The 16,763-nt window shown below is 75.8% G+C and carries 19 protein-coding genes and 4 tRNA genes; 14 read left to right on the forward strand and 9 right to left on the reverse strand.

Features of this window, described 5'->3' with window-relative positions:
* Positions 1–27 precede the first annotated feature (27 nt).
* Positions 28–942 (reverse strand): EamA family transporter RarD, encoded by a 915-nt coding sequence (rarD, locus tag GTR02_RS00500; RefSeq protein WP_338073479.1) that lies wholly within the window; start codon positions 940–942, stop codon positions 28–30.
* Positions 943–1,095: 153 nt separating this feature from the next.
* Between rarD and GTR02_RS00505 the strand changes: the two genes are divergently transcribed.
* Genes GTR02_RS00505 through GTR02_RS00515 form a run of 3 tightly spaced genes read left to right on the forward strand, consistent with a single transcriptional unit; the run spans position 1,096 to position 4,331 of the window.
* The gene (locus GTR02_RS00505; protein WP_166605515.1) at positions 1,096–2,523 is read left to right on the forward strand and encodes an FAD-dependent oxidoreductase; all 1,428 of its coding nucleotides are present in this window, start codon (positions 1,096–1,098) and stop codon (positions 2,521–2,523) included.
* Positions 2,524–3,339 (forward strand): electron transfer flavoprotein subunit beta/FixA family protein, encoded by an 816-nt coding sequence (locus GTR02_RS00510; RefSeq protein WP_166605516.1) that lies wholly within the window; start codon positions 2,524–2,526, stop codon positions 3,337–3,339.
* Positions 3,336–4,331 carry an FAD-binding protein gene (locus GTR02_RS00515; protein ID WP_166605517.1) on the forward strand — a complete coding sequence of 332 codons (996 nt, stop codon included), beginning with the start codon at positions 3,336–3,338 and terminating at the stop codon, positions 4,329–4,331. Before GTR02_RS00510 ends, GTR02_RS00515 begins: the two co-directional genes overlap by 4 nt.
* On the opposite strand, the gene pdxY is transcribed toward GTR02_RS00515, so the two are convergent.
* Together pdxY and GTR02_RS00525 are read right to left on the reverse strand one after the other, a co-directional pair.
* Complete coding sequence (pdxY, locus tag GTR02_RS00520) at positions 4,328–5,179, reverse strand: pyridoxal kinase PdxY (RefSeq protein ID WP_166605518.1); 852 nt, start codon at positions 5,177–5,179, stop codon at positions 4,328–4,330. The genes GTR02_RS00515 and pdxY overlap by 4 nt on opposite strands.
* Positions 5,180–5,183: 4 nt before the next feature.
* Positions 5,184–5,480, reverse strand: coding sequence for a putative quinol monooxygenase (locus GTR02_RS00525; RefSeq protein WP_166605519.1), 297 nt, complete (start codon positions 5,478–5,480; stop codon positions 5,184–5,186).
* Positions 5,481–5,524: 44 nt separating this feature from the next.
* Here GTR02_RS00525 and GTR02_RS00530 point away from each other — a divergent pair, with 44 nt between their 5' ends.
* Both GTR02_RS00530 and htpX read left to right on the forward strand, forming a co-directional pair.
* Entirely contained in the window at positions 5,525–6,448 is a 924-nt protein-coding gene (locus GTR02_RS00530; RefSeq protein WP_166605520.1) for an acetamidase/formamidase family protein, read from the forward strand.
* 93 nt (positions 6,449–6,541) lie between these two features.
* Entirely contained in the window at positions 6,542–7,417 is an 876-nt protein-coding gene (htpX, locus tag GTR02_RS00535) for a zinc metalloprotease HtpX (RefSeq protein ID WP_166605576.1), read from the forward strand.
* Between the two features lie 27 nt (positions 7,418–7,444).
* Here htpX and GTR02_RS00540 read toward each other — a convergent pair whose 3' ends face one another.
* Complete coding sequence (locus GTR02_RS00540; RefSeq protein ID WP_166605521.1) at positions 7,445–8,377, reverse strand: alpha/beta fold hydrolase; 933 nt, start codon at positions 8,375–8,377, stop codon at positions 7,445–7,447.
* Positions 8,374–8,865 carry a YajQ family cyclic di-GMP-binding protein gene (locus tag GTR02_RS00545; protein ID WP_166605522.1) on the reverse strand — a complete coding sequence of 164 codons (492 nt, stop codon included), beginning with the start codon at positions 8,863–8,865 and terminating at the stop codon, positions 8,374–8,376. The genes GTR02_RS00540 and GTR02_RS00545 overlap by 4 nt, the downstream gene beginning before the upstream one ends.
* Positions 8,866–8,991: 126 nt before the next feature.
* On the opposite strand from GTR02_RS00545, the gene GTR02_RS00550 reads away from it, so the two are divergent.
* The 8 genes from GTR02_RS00550 to GTR02_RS00585 all read left to right on the forward strand — a co-directional run bounded on the left by GTR02_RS00550 (position 8,992) and on the right by GTR02_RS00585 (position 12,832).
* Positions 8,992–9,073: transfer RNA gene (locus GTR02_RS00550), tRNA-Tyr, on the forward strand.
* 78 nt (positions 9,074–9,151) lie between these two features.
* Positions 9,152–9,223: transfer RNA gene (locus tag GTR02_RS00555), tRNA-Thr, on the forward strand.
* Positions 9,224–9,260: 37 nt separating this feature from the next.
* Positions 9,261–9,334: transfer RNA gene (locus GTR02_RS00560), tRNA-Met, on the forward strand.
* Between the two features lie 136 nt (positions 9,335–9,470).
* A complete protein-coding gene (gene rpmG / locus GTR02_RS00565; RefSeq protein WP_166605523.1) occupies positions 9,471–9,638 on the forward strand; it encodes a 50S ribosomal protein L33 in 168 nt (55 codons plus the stop codon).
* Positions 9,639–9,652: 14 nt separating this feature from the next.
* Complete coding sequence (locus GTR02_RS00570; RefSeq protein ID WP_166605524.1) at positions 9,653–10,114, forward strand: FAS1-like dehydratase domain-containing protein; 462 nt, start codon at positions 9,653–9,655, stop codon at positions 10,112–10,114.
* On the forward strand, positions 10,111–10,533 hold the full coding sequence (locus tag GTR02_RS00575) for a MaoC/PaaZ C-terminal domain-containing protein (RefSeq protein WP_166605525.1): 423 nt from the start codon (positions 10,111–10,113) through the stop codon (positions 10,531–10,533). The genes GTR02_RS00570 and GTR02_RS00575 overlap by 4 nt, the downstream gene beginning before the upstream one ends.
* Positions 10,530–11,756, forward strand: a complete 1,227-nt coding sequence (locus GTR02_RS00580; protein WP_166605526.1) for an MFS transporter — start codon at positions 10,530–10,532, stop codon at positions 11,754–11,756. Before GTR02_RS00575 ends, GTR02_RS00580 begins: the two co-directional genes overlap by 4 nt.
* A 5-nt stretch (positions 11,757–11,761) precedes the next feature.
* Positions 11,762–12,832, forward strand: coding sequence for a UDP-N-acetylmuramate dehydrogenase (locus GTR02_RS00585; protein WP_420814668.1), 1,071 nt, complete (start codon positions 11,762–11,764; stop codon positions 12,830–12,832).
* On the opposite strand, the gene GTR02_RS00590 is transcribed toward GTR02_RS00585, so the two are convergent.
* From GTR02_RS00590 to GTR02_RS00605, 4 genes are all read right to left on the reverse strand, one after another.
* Complete coding sequence (locus GTR02_RS00590) at positions 12,798–13,190, reverse strand: GntR family transcriptional regulator (RefSeq protein WP_166605528.1); 393 nt, start codon at positions 13,188–13,190, stop codon at positions 12,798–12,800. The genes GTR02_RS00585 and GTR02_RS00590 overlap by 35 nt on opposite strands.
* Positions 13,187–14,131, reverse strand: a complete 945-nt coding sequence (locus GTR02_RS00595) for a hypothetical protein (protein ID WP_166605529.1) — start codon at positions 14,129–14,131, stop codon at positions 13,187–13,189. The genes GTR02_RS00590 and GTR02_RS00595 overlap by 4 nt, the downstream gene beginning before the upstream one ends.
* 27 nt (positions 14,132–14,158) lie before the next feature.
* Positions 14,159–15,205, reverse strand: coding sequence for an adenosine deaminase (locus GTR02_RS00600; protein WP_166605530.1), 1,047 nt, complete (start codon positions 15,203–15,205; stop codon positions 14,159–14,161).
* Between the two features lie 64 nt (positions 15,206–15,269).
* Positions 15,270–16,517: an aminotransferase class I/II-fold pyridoxal phosphate-dependent enzyme gene (locus GTR02_RS00605; RefSeq protein ID WP_166605531.1), complete on the reverse strand. Its 1,248-nt coding sequence runs from the start codon at positions 16,515–16,517 to the stop codon at positions 15,270–15,272.
* Between the two features lie 150 nt (positions 16,518–16,667).
* On the opposite strand from GTR02_RS00605, the gene GTR02_RS00610 reads away from it, so the two are divergent.
* Positions 16,668–16,740 (forward strand) — tRNA-Trp (locus GTR02_RS00610).
* Positions 16,741–16,763: the final 23 nt, after the last annotated feature.

The raw sequence follows: 16,763 nt of genomic DNA on the forward strand, positions 1-16,763 counted from the left end.
ACGGTCAGGCAGCGGGCCCGTCGCGGATCAGGCGGGGACGGGCACGGGCCGGCGGCGGCCGCGCAGCGCGTCGGTCGACAGCAGCAGCAGCGCGACCCAGACCAGGGCGAACCCCGCCCACTGCGACGCGGCCATCCGCTCGCCGAGCACGAGCGCGCAGCCGAACTGCAGCACCGGGGTCAGGTACTGCAGCAGCCCGATGGTGCTGAGCGGCACGCGGCTGGCGGCGACCGCGAAGAGGACGAGCGGGACGACCGTCGTGACGCCCGTCAGCGCGAGCAGCAGCGTGTGCCCGGGCCCCTCGGTCGTGAAGGTGCTGCCGCCGGTCGCCGTGAGGACGGCCACGGCGGCGGCGGCGGGGACGCCGAGCAGCAGGGTCTCCACCGACAGGCTCGTGATGGCGTCCACGCCCTTGCCGTCGGCCCCGGCGACCTGGCCCAGCCGGTTCTTCATCAGCCCGTAGGTGGCGAACGAGGCCGCGAGGAGCAGTGCGATCCACGGCGGCCGGCCCAGGTCCACCGTGATGACGGTCACGGCCACCGTGCCCACCGCGACCGCGACCCACTGCAGGCGCCGCAACCGCTCGCGCAGCACGACGACCCCGAGCAGGACGGTCACGAGCGGGTTGACGAAGTAGCCCAGCGAGGCCTCGAGGACGTGCCCCGAGGCGACGCCGTGCACGTAGACGCCCCAGTTCACGGCGATGACGACGGCGGCGACGGCCAGCAGCCCGCGCTGGCGGGGGCTGCGCAGCACGGCCGCCACGGCGCCCCAGCGGCGCAGCGCGGTGAGCAGCACCAGGCACACCAGCAGCGCCCACAGGATGCGGTGGGCCAGCACCTCGACGGCCGGGGCCGGCGCGAGCGCGTGGAAGTAGAAGGGGAAGACGCCCCAGATGCCGTAGGCGATCGCACCGGCCACGAGTCCCCGGCGCTGTTCCACCCCCGCATCGTCGCAGCCGCGGCGCGCGCCACGAGAGCTGCCTCTCACCCGACGGGCCGCGCGCCCGGGCGGCGTTAGGCTTGGCTCACCCCGATCTCCGCGACCGCTCCGGCGCGCAGGTCACGACGCGAGACGAGAGGTTCCCGACACCCCGTGAGCACGCAGCCCTCCGCGAGCCCGCAGCGGCCCCTCCGCGTCGCCGTCGTCGGGGCCGGCCCGGCCGGGATCTACGCGGCGGACATCCTGTCCAAGGCCGACGTCGACGTGTCGATCGACCTGTTCGAGCGGCTCCCCGCCCCCTTCGGCCTCGTGCGCTACGGCGTCGCCCCGGACCACCCCCGCATCAAGCAGATCGTCGTGGCCCTGCAGAAGGTGCTCTCGCGCGGGGACATCCGGCTGCTCAGCAACGTCGACTACGGCACCGACCTCACGCTCGAGGACGTCCGCCGCTTCTACGACGCGGTGATCTTCTCCACGGGCGCGATCCGCGACGCCCCGCTGCCGCTGCCGGGCGTGGACCTGGAGGGCTGCTTCGGCGCCGCCGACTTCGTCTCCTGGTACGACGGGCACCCCGACCACCCCCGCGAGTGGCCCCTGGACGCGACGAGCATCGCGGTCCTCGGCGCGGGCAACGTCGCGCTCGACGTGGCCCGCATGCTCGTCAAGCACGCCGACGACCTGCTGCCCACCGAGATCCCGCAGAACGTCTACGACGGCCTGCGCGCCTCGAAGGCGACCGACGTGCACGTCTTCGCCCGCCGGGGCCCCGCGCAGGTGAAGTTCTCGCCGCTGGAGCTGCGCGAGCTCGGGCACGTGCGCGACGTCGACGTGATCGTGCACCCCGAGGACTTCGAGTTCGACGAGGGCTCGATGGCCGCGATCCAGGGGTCGAACCAGACGAAGCAGGTCGTGAAGACCCTCACGGACTGGACGCTGAAGGAGGGCGACGGCACCGCCTCGCGCCGCCTGCACCTGCACTTCCTGCACGCGCCCAAGGAGGTCGTGGGCGCGGACGGCCGGGTGACCGGCCTGCGCACCGAGCGGACCCGCCTCACGGGCGACGGCACCGTGGAGGGCACGGGCGAGGTGCACGACTGGGACGTCCAGGCCGTCTACCGCGCCGTGGGCTACTTCGGCTCCCCGCTGCCCGGGCTGCCCTTCGACGACCTCGCGGGCGTCATCCCCAACCAGGAGGGCCGCGTCCTGACGCCCGAGGGCGAGCACCTGGCCGGGGTCTACGCGACGGGCTGGATCAAGCGCGGGCCCGTCGGGCTCATCGGGCACACCAAGTCCGACGCCACCGAGACGATCCGCCACCTGGTCGAGGACGTGACCGCCGAGGGCGCGCAGCGGAGCGCCACCGACCCCGACCCCGACGCGGTGGTGGACTTCCTGCGCGGCCGCGACGTCGACGTGCTGACCTGGACCGAGTGGGAGGTGCTCGACGCCTACGAGCGCCTGCTGGGCGCGCCGCACGGCCGCGAGCGCATCAAGGTCGTCTCCCGCGAGGACATGGTCCGCTACTCCCGCGAGGCCATCGCGGCCGCGCACGACGCGAGCGTCGGCGGGGGCGGGGCCTGAGTGCGCGTCGTCGTCTGCGTCAAGCACGTCCCGGACATCCAGTCCGAGCGCACCTTCCGCGAGGACGGGCTGCTGCGCCGAGGCGGTGACGACGACACCCTCAACGAGCTGGACGAGGACGCCCTCGAGGCCGGGCTCCGGCTCGTCGAGGCGCACCCGCCCGCGCACGGGGAGGACCCGCACGACGTCGTCGTGCTCACCGTGGGGCCCGCGTCCGCGGTCGAGGCGCTGCGCCGCGGCCTGGCCATGGGCGCGACCACGGCCGTGCACGTGCGGGACGACGCGGTGGCCGGCTCGGACGCGATCGCGACCGCCCGCGTGCTCGGCGCGGCCGTCGCGACGCTGCACGAGGAGGCGCCCGTGGACGTCGTCGTGGCCGGCATGGCGGCGCTCGACGGCCTGACCTCCCTGGTGCCGGCGGCCCTGGCCGCCGTGCTGGGCTGGCCGCAGCTCACGCTCGCCGACCGCGTCGACGTGGATCCGGCCGCGCGCACCGTCGTGGTGCGCCGCGAGACGTCCGCGGCCACGGAGACGCTGCGGGCCGCGCTGCCCGTCGTCCTGTCGGTCACCGACCAGGCGTTCCGGGCCCGCTTCCCCGCGTTCACTGGCATCCTGGCGGCGCGCAAGGCCCCCGTGCGCGTCCTGGACCTGGCGGCGCTGGGCGTCGACCCCGCGACCGTGGGCCTCGACGGGTCCACGACGCGCGTGCTGCACACCGCCCCCCGCCCCGAGCGCCCCGACCGGGTCGTCGTCACCGACGACGGCTCGGCGGCCGTGGCGCTCGCGGACTACCTGGCGCAGAAGGGCTTCGCGTGACGGACACGGTCCTCGTCCTGGTCGACCACGAGGGCGCCCGCGTGCACCCGACGGCGACGGAGCTGCTCACGCTGGCCCGCTCGCTGGGCGACGACGTGCGCGCCGTCTGGCTCGACGACGGCGCCGCCCCCGACGCCGCGGCGCGCGAGCTGCTGGGCCGCTTCGGCGCCGTCAGCGTCCTGCCCGTGCGCGTGACGGGCGCGGACCCGCACCTGACCGCGACCGTCGTCGACGGCCTCCTGGCCGCGCTCGAGGCCGCCCCCGCGCGGCTGCTGCTGCTGGGCTCCACCTTCGAGGACCGCGAGGTCGCGGCCCGGCTGGCCGTGCTGGCGCACGGCGGCGTGGTGACGGGCGCGACGAGCGTCGTCGCGGACGCCGACGGCCGCGTCGTGGCGGGCAAGGAGGTGCTGGCCGGGTCCTGGTCCAGCCGGTGCGCCGTGACGGGCGACGTCGCGGTCGTCACCGTCAAGCCCCACTCCACGCAGGCCCTGCCCGTCGAGGCCCCCGTGGCCGCCGCGGCCGCGGACCCGCTCGTCGTCGAGGCGGGCCCCGCGGCCCGCGCGGTCGAGGTCACCGGGCGCGAGCCGCGGCCGGCGTCGGACCGCCCGTCCCTGGCCGACGCCGAGGTCGTCGTCGTCGGCGGTCGCGGGACGAACGGGGACTTCGCGCCGCTGGAGGAGCTCGCCGACGTCCTCGGCGGTGCCGTGGGCGCCACCCGCGTCGCGACCGACGAGGGCTGGATCGGCCACGAGGCGCAGGTCGGGCAGACGGGCGTGACCATCAGCCCGCGCCTCTACATCGGCGCCGGCGTGTCGGGGGCGGTCCACCACCGCGGGGGCATGGACGCCGCCGTCACCGTCGTCGCCGTCAACGAGGACCCGGACGCCCCGATCTTCGAGTTCGCCGACTACGGGATCGTCGGCGACCTCACCGAGGTCGTCCCGGCGCTGACGCAGGAGCTGCGGCGGCGCCGAGGCGCCGCCACCTCCTAGCGGACGCGCTCCGCCCGGAACTGCAGGCGGGGGTGCGCGAAGACGTCCTGCGCCTCGACGATGCGCATCTCGCGCTCCCCCGAGGCGAGCGTCGCCGCGAGGAGGTCGAAGACGCTGGAGACGGTGTGCTCGAGCGCGGTCGCGGCGTCGCCCGTGCGGCGCAGGTGCGCGGCGAACAGCGCCGCGGTGACGTCGCCGGAGCCGTTGGCCTTGAAGGGCAGCAGCGGGGTGGCCAGGAGCCACGCGCCGGTCGCGTCGACGACGGCCGTCTCGATCGTGCCCTCCTCGCGGTCGGGGCGCTCGACGCTGGTCACGAGCACGGTCGAGGGGCCCGCGGCGCGGGCCAGGTCGGCCGCGGCGAGCGTGGACTCGAGCGTCGTCGGCTCCGTGCCCGTGAGGTAGCCGAGCTCGAACTGGTTGGGGCAGATGACGTCCGCGACGGGCACCACGCGGTCGCGCAGCAGCGCGGGGATCTCCGGCGCCACGAAGCACCCGGACCGGGCGTTGCCCATGACGGGGTCGCACACGTACACGGCCGCGGGGTTGGCGGCCTTGACGCGGCGGACCGCGTCGACGATCACGTCACCGATGCCGGTGCCCCCCTGGTACCCGGACAGCACGACGTCGATCGTCGGGAACACCCCCCGCTCCTCCACGCCGGTGATGACGGCGGCGACGTCCTCCGCGGACATGACGGGCCCGCGCCACGCGCCGTAGCCCGTGTGGTTGGAGAAGTTCACGGTGTGGACGGGGACCACTTCGACGCCCATGCGCTGCAGGGGGAACGTCGCCGCCGAGTTGCCGACGTGGCCGTGCGCGACGGCCGACTGGATCGAGAGGACCTTCACCGGCTCAGAACCCCTCGAGCGGGGTGAGCTTCGTCAGGACCGGCGGCGAGGCCAGCACGCTCCCGAGCTGCGACGCCCCGTCGGGGGTCGAGCGCCACACGCGGTAGGCCGAGTCGTGCTCCAGCGACTCCCACGTCTCGACCAGCACGACGTGCGTGGGGTCGGTCGCGTCGACCAGCACGTCGACCCCGAGGAACCCGTCGAAGGCCCGCGTCGCGACGAGGGTCTCCGCGATCACCCGCGGGGCGTCGGCGACGGCCTCGGGCTTGAGGGTCAGCTCGAGCAGGGACGTGATGGCCATGGGTGCTCCTCGTCGACGGGGGTGTGAGGGCGAGACTAGGGCCCGTGACGCTGCACCGCCTGGAGCCCGCCCGCGACCTCGTGACCGACGCCTTCGACCCCGGCCTGGCCCCGGTCCTCACGGTGGACCCGGGCGACGAGCTCCTCGTCCGCACGCTGGACGCGGCGGGTCACGTCCGGCGGCAGGAGTTCCCGGGCCAGCGCGCCGAGCGCCTCCTGCCGGCCGCCGGCGGGCACTGCCTCGCGGGCCCGGTCGCCGTGCGCGGGGCGCAGCCCGGTGACGTCGTCGCGGTGCAGCTGCTCTCGCTGCGCCCGGACGACTGGGGCTGGACGGTGGCCGGGGCCCGCGACACCCCGCTGAACCGCCGGCTCGCCACCACCGAGGAGGTGTGGCTGCTGTGGGACGTCGACGCGGACGCGGGGACCGCCCGCAACCAGTTCGGCCTCCTCGTGGACACCGCGCCCTTCCTCGGGGTGGTCGGCACGACCCCCGCCGAGCCGGGCCGGCACTCCACCGTCCCCCCGCGCCCGGGGACCGGGGGGAACGTGGACTGCCGCGCGCTCGTCGCCGGCAGCACCCTGCACCTGCCCGTGCAGGTGCCCGGCGCGCTGCTGTGCCTGGGCGACGGGCACGCGGCCCAGGGCGACGGCGAGGTCGGCGGCACCGCCCTCGAGTGCGGCATGACGACCCGGCTGCGGGTCGACCTCGTGCGCGAGCCCCCGGTGCCGGGCGTGCACGCGACGACCCCGTCGGAGCGGATCACCTTCGGCTTCGGCACCGACCTCAACGCGGCCACGGAGGACGCGCTCGACGCGATGGTCACGTGGATCGCGGCCGACCTCGGCGTCGGGCGCTCGACGGCGCTCGCGCTGGCCAGCCCGACCGTCGACCTGCGCATCACCCAGGTCGCGAACGAGACGTGGGGCGTGCACGCCGTCCTGGCGCACGACGCGCTGCGCCGCCGTTGACGCGCCAGGAACGCCCGGACCGCGCGGGGCGTTGGCACCCTCGCCACCCGACAGCAGCGCCGGGCTCCCGTGAGCGACGAACGAGAGGGCCGGATGCACCGCCACTTCAACGGTCTGAAGACCGCCGCGCTGTTCGGCGCGATCTGGGCCGTCCTGCTGCTGGTCGGGGGCGTGCTCGCCTCCGCGGCGCGCAGCCCCGGGATCATCCTGGTGTTCGCGGTGCTGGGGATCGCCACGTCCGCCTACGGCTACTGGCGCTCGGACGCGCTGGCGATCCGGGCCATGCGGGCCCGTCCCGTGTCGGAGGCCGAACAGCCTGCGCTGCACCGCACCGTCCGTGAGCTGTCGACCACCGCGCGGCAGCCCATGCCCCGGCTGTTCGTGTCGCCGACGATGGCCCCGAACGCCTTCGCGACGGGCCGCAACCCCGAGAACGCGGCCGTGTGCTGCACCGAGGGCATCCTCCAGCTGCTCGACGAGCGCGAGCTTCGGGGAGTCCTGGGGCACGAGCTGATGCACGTCTACAACCGCGACATCCTCACGTCGTCGGTCGCGGGCGCCCTCGCGGGCGTCATCACGTCCGTCGCGCAGTTCGGCATGCTCTTCGGCGGCGGCCGCGACCAGGAGGGCCGCAGCAACCCCCTGGCGCTGCTGCTGCTCGCGCTCGCGGCGCCGCTGGCCGCCTCCGTCATCCAGCTCGCCATCTCGCGGACCCGCGAGTACGACGCCGACGAGGACGGCGCGAAGCTCACGGGGGACCCGCTGGCCCTGGCGTCCGCGCTGCGCAAGCTCGAGCTGGGCACCCGGCAGCTGCCGCTGCCGCCCGAGCGCGAGCTCGTCAACGCGAGCCACATGATGATCGCCAACCCCTTCCGGGGCGGACCAGGCGTGGCGCGGCTGTTCTCGACGCACCCGCCCATGGCCGAGCGCATCGCCCGCCTCGAGGCCCTGGCCGGCTACCGCCGCTGACGGGCGGTCGCCGGCCGGGGCCGCGGCTCAGCCGAGCGAGGCCTCGATCCAGTCCAGCGCAGCGCCCCACACGGGCTCACCCGGGAACAGCGGGTCCCCGTGGGTCGCGCCCTCGATGAGCCGCAGCTCGACCTGGTCGCCCGCGGCGACCGCGAGGTCGGTGAACTCCTGCGCCTGCGACGGCGGCACGGTGTCGTCGGCCAGCCCGTGCAGCACGAACAGCGGCATGCCGATCGGGACCAGCCGCGCCGGGTCGCCGAGCGCGTAGTGGTCGCCCACCTCCTCGGGCGTGCCGGCGAAGACGTTGACCACGTTGGGGTCGCTCGCCGCGAGCGTCGTCGGGTGCAGCACACCGGACATCGACCCGGCGAACAGCGGCACGACGCGGGGGTCGGAGCCCGGGGCGCCCGACGGCAGCCGCCGGCGCGCTGCGGTCCACATGGCCAGGTGGCCACCCGCGGAGTGGCCCATGACGAGCAGGCGCGAGGCGTCGACGCCCTGGGCGTCCTGCGCCTCGGCCGCCTGGTCCAGCGCGGTGGCCACGTCGGTGAACGTCCCGGTCCAGCCGCCGCCGTCGTCCACGCCGCGGTAGTCGAGGTTGAGCACGGGCCAGCCGCGCCCGACGAGGTCGGCCACGAGGTTGTCGACGTTGCTGCGGTCGGTGCCGACCTGCCAGGCCCCGCCGTGCACGAGCGCCACGATCCCGTCGCGGCGGTCGCCCTCGGGCAGCCACAGGTCCGAGACCTGCCGGGGGTGCTCGCCGTAGCGGTAGACCGTGCGCTGCGACTCCTGCAGGCCCTGCGGCAGCGTCGGCGAGCCGTCGATGCGCTCGGGCGTGCTCGGCGTGGCGCTGGGCGTCGGGGTCGGCTCCGGCTCGGGCTCCTGCGCCGAGCAGGCGCCGGCGAGCAGCGCCGCCCCCGTGAGCAGCGACCCGTGCAGCACGCTGCGGCGGGCGGTCACCGGTAGTTGACGAACTGGAGGGCGACGTCGAGGTCGGCGCCCTTGAGCAGCGCGATGACCTCCTGCAGGTCGTCCCGGTTCTTGGAGCTCACCCGCATCTCGTCGCCCGTGATCTGCGTCTTGACGCCCTTGGGCCCCGAGTCGCGGACGATCTTGCCGATCTTCTTCGCGACGTCCTGCTCCAGACCCTCCTTGAGGGTCGCGGTGATGCGGTACTCCTTGCCCGACGGCGCCGGGTCGCCCGTCTCGAGCGCCTTGAGCGAGACGCCCCGCTTGATCAGCTTGGTCTGCAGCACGTCGAGCACGGCCTTCACGCGGTCCTCGGAGCTGGCGACCATGAGGATGGCCTCGCCGCTCCAGCGGACGTCCGCGTCGGTCCCCTTGAAGTCGTAGCGCTGCTGGATCTCCTTCGCCGCCTGGTTCAGGGCGTTGTCGACCTCCTGGCGGTCGATCTTGCTGACGACGTCGAACGACGACTCGCTGGCCACGCGGGAGCCCTCCTCGGTGCGGTGTCCCGGGTGCGTCCCCCGGGGTCCCTCCGCCCGGCGCACCGGTGGCGCGCAGCACGCGGAGGAGTTGCTATCCTCTCACCGCACCTGCTTCGCCGGGTGCACGGCGGGTTGCCCGAGCGGCCAAAGGGAGCGGATTGTAAATCCGCCGGCACAGCCTACGTTGGTTCGAATCCATCACCCGCCACGTCGCGAAGCGACCCGGAGCCGTCTGCGGCTCCGGGTCGCGGCGTGTAGGCTCTCCGAGCGTCACGCGACGTGACCGGCCCCGATAGCTCAGTGGTAGAGCACTTCCTTGGTAAGGAAGAGGTCTCGAGTTCAATCCTCGATCGGGGCTCGCAGCACCGGCGGGCTCCTGCCCGGCGGGACCGCGGGGCGGAGTAGCTCAGTTGGTTAGAGCGAACGGCTCATAATCGTTAGGTCGCCGGTTCGAGTCCGGCCTCCGCTACCCCAGAGACGGCCGCCCCCCGTGGGCGGCCGTTCCACGTGCCCCGGGCACCACGCCCGGGCGCGTACCCTGGGCCGAGATCGCGGCGCGTCGCTCGTCGCCCGCCGGACCGAGAACCTGAGAGAGGCACCCAGCCGTGGCCAAGACGACTGACGTCCGCCCGAAGATCACGCTCGCCTGCACGGAGTGCAAGGAGCGGAACTACATCACGAAGAAGAACCGTCGGAACGACCCCGACCGGCTCGACCTCGCCAAGTTCTGCCCGCGCTGCGGCAAGAAGACCACGCACCGCGAGACCCGCTGACCTCTCCGCCCCGCGTGGCCGCCCCCACCGTCGACGAGTCCTTCCAGGGCCGGGTGTACCCGGCCCGTCCGGCGGGGACCGTCACCGCCGACGCCGTGCGGGCCTTCGCCCGCGCGGTGCACGCCGCGGACCCCGTCCACCACGACGCGGCCGCGGCGCGTGCGGCGGGGTACGCCGACGTCGTGGCGCCGCCCACGTTCGCGGTGACGCTGGCGCAGCGCGCCGAGGCCGTCTTCGTCGAGGACCCGCAGGCGGGCATCGACTTCTCGCGCGTCGTGCACGGCGAGGAGCAGTTCGTCCACCACCGCCCCGTCGTGGCCGGTGACGAGCTCACCGCGGAGCTGCACGTCGACCGCGTCCGCGTGGTCCGCGGCAACGCCATGGTCACCACGCGCGTGGAGCTCGCGGCCGCCGACGGTCCCGTCTGCACCGTGACGTCCATGCTCGTGGTGCGCGCCCCGGAGGAGCAGCCGTGACCGTCGCCTTCGACGCGGCCGGCGTCGGGACGACCCTGCCCGCCACCCGCTTCGAGCTGACCCGCGCCGACCTCCGGGCCTACGCCGAGGCCAGCGGGGACCGGAACCCCATCCACCTCGACGCCGACGTCGCCCGGTCGGTGGGGCTGCCCGACGTCATCGCCCACGGCATGCTCACCATGGGTCTCGGGGGCTCGGTCGTCACCGCCTGGGCGGGGGACCCGGGAGCCGTCGTCTCCTACGCGACCCGCTTCACCCAGCCGGTCGTCGTGCCCGCCACGGGGGCCGCCGCCGTCGACGTCACGGGGACCGTGGTCGCCGTCGACGCGGCCGCCCGCACGGTGGCCGTCGACCTCACCGTCACGAGCGCCGGCGTCAAGGTCCTGGGCCGGGCGCGAGCGGTCGTCCGGCTCCCGTGAGCACGGCCGCCGTCCCGCGCGACGCGCTGCGCGCCCGCACCGCGGTCTACGCCGCCTTCGCCGTCAACGGGTTCGCGCTGGCCTCCTGGGTGGCCCGCATCCCCTCGGCCCGCCAGGCGCTCGACCTGACGCCGGGCGACCTCGGGCTGCTGCTGCTGGCCGGCTCCTTCGGCTCGGTGGCCACCATGCCCGTCGCCGGGGCGGTCGTCATGCGCCTCGGCCGCGCCCGCACCGTGACGGCCGCCGGCGCCACCGTCGCCTCCGGCCTGGCCCTGCTGGCCCTCGCGGTCGACGGCCTGGCGGACGTCTGGCTGGCCGGCGCGGCGCTGGTCGTCGTGGGCGCGGGCATCGCGGCCTGGGACGTGGCCATGAACGTCGAGGGCGCGGCCGTGGAGCGGCGGCTGGACCGGGCGATCATGTCGCGCTTCCACGCCGCCTTCAGCTTCGGCACGGTCCTCGCGGCCGGCCTCGCGGTCCTGCTCGTGCGCGCCGGGGTCCCCACCTGGCTGCACCTGTCGGTCGTCGCCGTGCTCGCCGCGAGTGGCGCGGCCCTCGCCGCCCGCGCCTTCCTGCGCGCGCCCACCGCGGCCGAGACCGCGGAGGCCTCCCGGGGGATCGGCCTGCGCCGGGCCTGGCGCGAACCCCGGACCCTGCTCATCGGGCTCATGGTGCTGTGCATGGCGTTCGTCGAGGGCAGTGCCAACGACTGGCTGGCCGTGGCCCTCGAGGACGGGTACGGCACCTCCACCGACGTCGGGGTCGCCGGCTTCGCGGTGTTCGTGACGGCCATGACCGCGGGCCGGCTCCTGGGTCCCGTCCTCCTCGACCGCCTCGGGCGGGTGGTGGCCCTGCGCGCGTGCGCGGCGCTGGCCGTGGCCGGCGTCCTGCTCTTCGTCCTCGCACCGTCGGTGCCCCTCGCGGTCGTGGGCGCGGCCTGCTGGGGCGTGGGCGCCTCGCTCGGGTTCCCCCTCGGCATGAGCGCCGCCGCCGACGAGGAGGTCAACGCGGCCGCCCGGGTCAGCGTCGTGTCCTCGGTCGGCTACGCGGCGTTCCTCGCCGGCCCCCCGCTGCTGGGGCAGCTGGGCGACCGGGTCGGCGTCCTGTCGGCCCTGCTCGCGGCGGCCGTGGCCGCGGCCGTCGCCCTCGTGCTCTCCGGCGTGGCGCGCCCGCACGCCGACGGCACCGAGCTGAGCTCGGCGCGGACCCCCGCGCGGTCGTCGTGAGCGCCGTGGCGCTCGCGGACCTCACGACCTTCCGGCTGGGCGGGCCGGCGCGCCGCTGCGTCGAGGCGCGCACCGAGACCGAGCTGGTGGACGCGGTCGCCCACGCCGACGCGGCGGGGGAGCCGCTGCTGCTCGTGGCCGGCGGGTCCAACCTCCTGGTCGCCGACGAGGGCTTCGACGGCACCGTCGTGCGGATCGCGACGTCCGGGGTGCGCTTCGGCAGCGAGGACGTGTGCAGCGGCTCGTTCGTCACCGCGGCCGCGGGCGAGGACTGGGACGCGTTCGTCGCGACCGTCGTCGAGCGCGGCTGCGCGGGCGTCGAGGCGATGGCGGGCGTGCCCGGCTCGGTGGGCGCGACCCCCGTGCAGAACGTCGGCGCGTACGGCCAGGAGGTCTCGCAGACGCTCGCGAGCGTGCGGACCTACGACCGCGTGGACCGCCGGGTGCGCACGCTGGCGGCCGGCGACCTCCGGTTCGGCTACCGCACGTCGCTGCTCAAGACCTCCCGCGTCGCGCTCGCCGGCCCGCACGCCGAGAGCCGCTACGTCGTGCTCGACGTCACCTTCCAGCTCGTCCTCGCGGGTGGCGTCTCGGCCCCCGTGGCCTACCCCGAGCTGGCCCGCGCGCTCGGCGTGGAGGTCGGTCAGCGCTCGACCGTGACCGCCGTGCGCGACGCCGTCCTCCGCCTGCGCGCCGCCAAGGGCATGGTCCTCGACCCCGCCGACCACGACACGTGGAGCGCCGGGTCCTTCTTCACCAACCCCGTCCTGACCGAGGAGGAGGCCGCCGCGCTGCCCGCGGGGGCACCGCGCTTCGGCGCCGGCGCCGACCCGGAGGGGCGGCCGCTGGTCAAGACGAGCGCGGCCTGGCTCATCGACCGCGCCGGGTACGCCAAGGGCCACGGCTCGCCCGGGCCGGCGACCCTGTCGACCAAGCACACGCTCGCGCTGACCAACCGCGGCGACGCGCGCACGGCCGACGTCCTGGACCTGGCCCGCGAGGTCGCCGCCGGGGTCGAGCGGGCCTTCGGCGTGCGGATCGTCAACGAGCCCGTGCTGGTGGGCTGCTCGCTCTGACGGCGAGGGCGCCGCGCACGACGTCCAGGGCCTGCTCCGGGGTCAGTCCCGAGCTCAGGGCCCGCTCGACGAAGCCCTCGGCCGCCCACCGCACGTCCTCCTCGACGCGGGCGGCCCGCGCCACGACCGTGCCGGTGCGCCGCCGGGAGACCACGGTGCCCTCCGCCTCGAGCTCGCGGTAGGCGCGCTGCACCGTGCCGAGGGCCAGGCCGAGGTCCGCGGCCAGCGTCCGGGCGGCGGGCAGCCGGTCGCCCGCCGCGAGCGCCCCGGTCGTCGTGAGCGTCGTGACCTGGCGGCGCAGCTGCTCGTAGACGGGGACGGCGGAGGCGGCGTCGACGACGACGCGCAGCTCGCTCACGCGCGCACCGCGCGGGCCGGGACGAGCAGGACGGCCAGGGCCGCCAGCGCGAGGACGGCTCCGGCGAGGGCCACCGCCGTGCTCGTGGTCGTCCACAGCGCCCCGGGCCCGTCGGTGTGCCAGGTGCCGTCGACGGCCCAGTGGACGTCGAGGCCGCGCGCCGCGAGTCCGCCGAGCACCAGCAGCGCCGCGGCAGTCGCGGCCGTGGCCGCGGTCGAGACGCGGAGCACCCGGTGCGCGGCGGCCCGGCGCAGCGTCCCGTCGGTCGCGGCGTCGGCGCCCGCGGCGGCGGGCCGGTGAGGCACCCGGACCAGCAGGGCCGCCGTGAGCAGGGCCACGACGAGCACGCCCACGGCGATCGGCGCGGCGTAGAAGGCGCCGGGGAACGGCCCGCGGGTCGAGGCCGCGAGCCCGTCGGCGGCCCGCCAGCCGATCGCCCGTCCGGTGCCGTCGGCGAGGAGCGTGCCCGCGACGCACACGAGGAGAGCCACGGCGACGCTCGCCGCGTAGGCCAACAGCAGGCCGCGCGGCGCGTCGGCGCGCACGGACCGCACGGCGAGCCGCGCGCTGCGCACGCGCTGCCGCGGTCGCGGCCAGGTGAGCTCGCCGACGAGGAGGACGAGAGCGTGCGCGGCCGCCGCGGCCAACGGCGTGACGGCCACGAGCTGGGTGCGGCGCAGGCTGTCCTGGGGCAGGGACGTGCCGACGACGAGCAGGGTGCCCGCGACCGCCAGGGCGGCGAGCGCGAGGGCTGCACCGCGCCGCCGGGCCGCGGCCACCGGCAGCGGGAGCCGCCCCGCGGGGACGCGGCGGGCGAGCAGGAAGCCGGCCACACCGGCTCCGCCCACCAGCAGGAGCAGCAGCGGGGCGGCGAGCAGCAGCGGTCCGAACACGAAGGCCTCCTCGGTCGGGTCGAGGACCCGGTCATTGACTCGACTCATTGAGTCAATCATCTGGCGAGGCCCGTGTCAGCCGATCGCCGAGACGGCCAGGGCCTGGCTCAGCCAGGCGTCGACGTCGGTGAGCAGCCGCGCCTTGGTGGCCGCCGGGGCGCGCGAAGCGGTGATCGACCCCCGCGCGAGGCCGGCGAGCGCGGCGTCGTCGAGGCCGTGGTCCTCGCGGGCGCTGCGGTACTGCTCGACCAGGCGCGGGCCGAAGAGCAGCGGGTCGTCGGCGCCCAGGGCGAGCGTCGCGCCGGCGGCGAGCAGGCGCCGCAGCGGCACGCCGGCGAGCTCCGAGTACACGCCGAGGGAGACGTTGCTCGTCGGGCAGACCTCGAGCGCGACCCCCGCGTCCACCAGCCGCGCCAGCACGGCCGGGTCCTCAGCGCTGCGCACGCCGTGGCCCAGGCGGTCGGGCCGCAGCGTCCGCAGGGTCTCGGTCACGTGCGCGGGCCCCAGGAGCTCCCCGGAGTGGGGGACCGCGGCCAGCCCGGCGCGGCGGGCGATGGCGAAGGCGCCCGCGAACTCGGCCGTCGTCCCGCGCCGCTCGTCGTTGGACAGCCCGAAGCCGACGACCGTGCCGGGGCCTTCGCCCGCGTAGCGGGCCGCGAGCCGGGCCAGGACGCGCGCGTCCAGCGGGTGCCGCATCCGGCTGGCCGCGACGACGACGGCCACGCCGGTCCCCGTGAGCTCGCTCGCCTCCCGGGCCGCCGCCAGGACGATCTCCAGGGCCGGGGTGATCCCGCCGACGTGCACCGCGTAGGAGGTCGGGTCGACCTGCAGCTCCAGCCAGCGCGACCCCTCCGCGGCGTCGTCGGCCGCGGCCTCCAGGACGATGCGGCGCATGTCCTCGGCCGTGCGCACGCACGCGCGGGCGGCGTCGTAGAGCCGCTGGAAGCGGAACCAGCCGCGCTCGTCGGGCGACAGCGTCACCATCTGCTGCCCCGTCAGGGCCGACGGCAGGCGCACGCCGTTGCGCTGCGCCAGGTCGACGAGCGTCGTGGGCCGCATGGACCCGGTGAAGTGCAGGTGCAGGTGCGCCTTGGGCAGGGTGTCGAGCGGACGCTGCGTCACAGCGAGCGAGTCTGCCAGCGCGGAGCGTGGCGCGGAGGGATGGGTGGCGGACCGGCCGAGGCGGTCAGACCGCCTCGGCCAGCAGCTGCTGCACGCGCGTGACGCCCTCGACGAGGTCGTCGTCGGCCAGCGCGTAGGAGAAGCGCAGGAACCCGCTGGGGCCGAAGGCCTCCCCGGGCACCACGGCGACCTCGGCGTGGGCGAGGACCAGCTCCGCGAGGACGGCGGAGGAGGTGATCGGGGTCCCGCGCAGCGTGCGGCCGATGAGCCCCTCGACCGAGGGGTAGGCGTAGAACGCGCCCTCCGGCAGCGGGCAGGAGACCCCGTCGACCGCGTCGAGCATCCCGACGATCCGCCTGCGGCGGCGGTCGAAGGCCGTGCGCATCTCCGCCACGGCCTCGAGGTCGCCCGTGAGCGCGGCCACGGCCGCGCGCTGGGAGACGTTGGCGACGTTGGAGGTGAGGTGCGACTGCAGGTTGGCGACGCCCTTGACCAGGTCCGGCGGGCCCACGAGCCAGCCCACGCGCCAGCCCGTCATGGCGTAGGTCTTCGCGACGCCGTTCAGCACGACGCACCGGTCGGCGAGCTCGGGCACCTCCACGGGCATCGAGGCGGCGCGGGCGCCGTCGTAGACGAGGTGCTCGTAGATCTCGTCGGTGACGACCCAGAGGTCGTTCTCGAGCGCCCAGCGCCCGATGGCCCGCACCTCCTCGGGGGAGTAGACGGCCCCGGTGGGGTTGGACGGGGAGTTGAACAGCAGCACCTTCGAGCGCGGTGTCCGCGCCGCCTCCAGCTGCTCCACGCTCACGCGGTAGCCCGTCTCGGGGCCCGCGAAGACCTCGACGCAGCGCCCGCCGGCCAGGCGGGCCGCCTCGGGGTAGGTGGTCCAGTAGGGCGTCGGCAGGACGACCTCGTCGCCCGGGTCCAGCAGCGCCGCGAAGGTCTCGTAGACGGCCTGCTTGCCGCCGTTGGTCACGAGGACCTGCGACGCCGCGACCTCGTAGCCGGAGTCGCGCCGCGTCTTGGCGGCGATCGCCTCGCGCAGGACCGGCAGCCCGCCCGCGGGCGTGTAGCGGTGGTTGGCCGGGTCCGTGCACGCCGCCACGGCGGCCTCGACGATCGCGGCCGGGGTGGGGAAGTCCGGCTCGCCCGCGCCGAAGCCGATGACGGGGCGCCCGGCCGCCTTCAGGGCCTTGGCCTTCGCGTCCACCGCCAGGGTCGCGGACTCGGCGATGCCCGCGACGCGCGCGGACACGCGGGCCCGCGGGCCGGCGGCCGGGGTCGTGGACGTGGGGGCGCTGGAGGCGGTCACGCGCCCATCGTGGCACCGGGCCCCGCCGGGCGGCAGCCCGCCGCGGGCCCGGCGTGCTGGTTCGACGGCCCGCCGGTCCGTCGCCTAGACTCCCCGACGGCGGGTTGCACCGCCGTGGTGACGCACGCCCCAGGGGGTGCCGAGCCGCTCAGGGCAGTGGCGCAATTGGTAGCGCACCGGTCTCCAAAACCGGCGGTTGTGGGTTCGAGTCCCTCCTGCCCTGCGAGCAGCACCGTGTCCGTGCCG

This window comes from Kineococcus siccus (assembly GCF_009906795.1).
Classification (GTDB): domain Bacteria; phylum Actinomycetota; class Actinomycetes; order Actinomycetales; family Kineococcaceae; genus Kineococcus; species Kineococcus siccus.

Excerpts from the sequence above, each read along its gene's own strand:
- GTR02_RS00525 (WP_166605519.1), bottom strand. The coding sequence starts at position 5,480 with ATGGCCATCACGTCCCTGCTCGAGCTGACCCTCAAGCCCGAGGCCGTC.
- htpX (WP_166605576.1), top strand. The coding sequence starts at position 6,542 with ATGCACCGCCACTTCAACGGTCTGAAGACCGCCGCGCTGTTCGGCGCG.
- GTR02_RS00595 (WP_166605529.1), bottom strand. The coding sequence starts at position 14,131 with ATGAGTCGAGTCAATGACCGGGTCCTCGACCCGACCGAGGAGGCCTTC.